The sequence below is a fragment of the Kineococcus siccus genome (genome assembly GCF_009906795.1).
GTDB lineage: Bacteria > Actinomycetota > Actinomycetes > Actinomycetales > Kineococcaceae > Kineococcus > Kineococcus siccus.
The window spans coordinates 1-1033 of the sequence record NZ_JAAALN010000408.1 but is presented as its reverse complement, the minus strand read 5'-3'; the positions used below and the strand labels follow the sequence as shown (position 1 = coordinate 1033).

Sequence of the window (1033 nt, the reverse complement as noted above, 5' to 3'; positions counted from 1 at the left end):
CGCCTCACACCGCCCGCCGCGAGTGCCGCCCTTCGACGAGACGGAGTCACCGTGCCCTCCTCCACCCCGCTCCGCCCGGGGGCGACGCCGCCCCTGCGGCTGGCCTACAACGCCAACGGCCTGCGCTCGGTCGCGCTGCCGGACGCCGTGCGCGTGCTCGCCGACCGCGGCTACGACGGCATCGAGCTGTCCCTGAACGCCCAGCACGTCGACCCCTGGTCGTTCGGCGACGCCGAGGCCGAGGCGCTGCGCCGGGTGCTCGACGAGACCGGCCTCGTGGCCTGCAGCCTCGCCACGGGCGACCCGCACCTGCTCAGCGAGCTGCCCTTCGAACCCGCCCTGGTGGACCCCGACCCGGCCGAGCGCGCCCGCCGCCTCGACCTCCTGCGCCGGGGCATCCGCATCGGCGTGCGCGCAGGGGTGCCCCTGGTGGCGTTCTCGACGGGCAGCCGGCACCCCGCGGTCGCCGCGGAGCAGGCCGACCGCTGGCTCGACGAGGGCCTCGCGGAGCTCCTCACCGTGCTCGCCGACGAGCTCGACGCCGCGGGCCTGCCCACCGGGGCGACGGTGCTCGGCATGGAGCCCGAACCGGGCTTCCACGTGCAGACCAACGCCGAGGTCGCCGCCGTCATCGGGCGCACCGGCAGCGACAGCCTGTGGCTGAGCCAGGACCTCGGGCACACGGTCGTCGTCGAGGACGACCCGCTGGCCTCCCTGGCCCGGCACCTGCCGCTGACCCGCCACCTCCAGGTCGAGGACATCGCGGGCCGCGTGCACGCCCACCTCGTCCCGGGCGACGGCGACGTGGACTTCCGCTCCGTCGGCCAGGCGCTGGCCGAGGGCGGCTACGCGGGGTGGCTGAGCGTCGAGCTCTACGACCACGACGACGTGCACCGCGAGGCGGCCGAGCGGGCCCGCGAGCACCTGCTCGCGACCGTGCCCGGCCTCGGGGGACGGTCGGGCCCGCGGCGCATCGACCTCGACGCCGGGCTCGAGGCCGGCCGCGGCACCTCCCGGTTGCGCTGAGCCCCCG

Annotated in this window: 1 protein-coding gene; it reads left to right on the top strand. The window is 77.1% G+C overall.

The window, feature by feature from the left end; all coding sequences use genetic code 11:
• Positions 1 to 51 precede the first annotated feature (51 nt).
• A complete protein-coding gene (locus tag GTR02_RS21840; RefSeq protein WP_205709816.1) occupies positions 52 to 1026 on the top strand; it encodes a TIM barrel protein in 975 nt (324 codons plus the stop codon).
• Positions 1027 to 1033 lie beyond the last annotated feature (7 nt).